A 1,331-nucleotide genomic window follows, 5' to 3' on the forward strand; every position below is an offset into this window, starting at 1 on the left:
CGTGCTCGACCGGGCCCTGGAGCGCGGTGTCGGGACCACCGTCGAGTTCCCCTAGACGGGGTTCAGGAGGTGCCACGCTGACCGGATGTGCTCCTCGGCCAGTGCTGCGGCGGCCGTGCCGTCCCCGCGGGCGACCGCCGCGTAGATCGCCTCGTGGTCGCGGCGGAGTGCGGGGGCGACGGTGCCCCAAGAGTCAAGCGTGCGGAACCGATCCAAGATGGGCAGGCGCATCGACTCGCGGATCGCGGCCGTGAAGTCGCGGGCGAGTACGTTGCCCGCGGCTGCGGCCACGGTGACGTGGAACGCCGTGTCACAGTCGTTGAAGTGCGCCCGGTCGATGCCGGGGTCGTCCATGGTGTCGAGCAGGTCGCGCATCGCCGCGAGGTCGTCGGCGCTGGCGTGGGTGGCCGCGAGCCGGGCGCTGAGGCGCTCGAGCGCGACCCGGACCTCGATGACGTCGTGCAGGGGGAAGTTCGCCAGGGCGACGTGCTGGCGCAGCAGCCGGCTCAGCGCGTGGCTGGGCACGGCGGTGATCGTCGTGCCTCCGGCCGGACCCGCACCCACCGACGACCTGACCACGCCTTGAGCCTGGAGGGTGCGGATCGCCTCGCGCACGGCTGCCCGGCTGACGTCCAGCATCCGTGCCAGCTCGCGTTCGGCTGGCAGGTGGTCTCCAACGCCTAGCTCACCGGCGAGGATCCGCTCGTCCACCCAGGTCAGCACGACCTCGAACGCGCGGATGCCGGGAGCTGTCTCGACAGTGGGAACCTCAACCGCGGGACTGGGGCCGGCGATGAAGTCGCCGGCGGGACGAAGATTCTCTGTCGCTAGGGGTGCCACGGTGTCATTCACACCCCAAGAATGGCAGTACCCCGCCCGTCTTGGACAGAGAGGTCCGACCATTGGTGGGAATTATTGGTCTGACCATTGACAGACCCCATCCGCTACCCCTATCGTCTTCCCAACCCGAATGGTCTGACCATTGGGGATCGAGCCCAACGTCGTGCGACTCGGAGGACCAATGACTGCTCTGCCCCTCGTACCCACCGCCTTCCAACCGGACATCTCCCCGGTGGCGGACAGCCTGGCCATCTCGGCCCTGGTGGCCCTGCTCCCCCTGATCACCGTGTTCCTGACCCTCGGCGCGCTGCGGTGGAAGGCTCACTGGGCCGGCCTGACCTCGGTGGCCGTGGCCATCCTCGTGGCGTCCCTGTTCTTCGGGATGCCACTCAACCTCGCCGTGCTCGCGGCGACCCAGGGCGCGGCGTTCGGCCTGTTCCCGATCATGTGGATCGTCTTCACGGCGATCCTGCTCTACCAGGTCACGGTCC

Annotated in this window: 2 protein-coding genes; one reads left to right on the plus strand and one right to left on the minus strand. The window is 69.0% G+C overall.

Translation table 11 applies throughout. The annotated features are described in order from the left end of the window. Positions 1 to 51 precede the first annotated feature (51 nt). Positions 52 to 852, minus strand: a complete 801-nt coding sequence (locus PLL68_RS15300; protein ID WP_324535574.1) for a FadR/GntR family transcriptional regulator — start codon at positions 850 to 852, stop codon at positions 52 to 54. A 169-nt stretch (positions 853 to 1,021) separates the two neighbouring features. Between PLL68_RS15300 and PLL68_RS15305 the strand changes: the two genes are divergently transcribed. Next, the coding region (locus tag PLL68_RS15305) for an L-lactate permease (RefSeq protein WP_324535576.1) at positions 1,022 to 1,331 on the plus strand (310 nt) is incomplete at its 3' end.

The organism is Ornithinibacter sp. (genome assembly GCF_035443565.1).
Lineage (GTDB): Bacteria > Actinomycetota > Actinomycetes > Actinomycetales > Dermatophilaceae > Fodinibacter.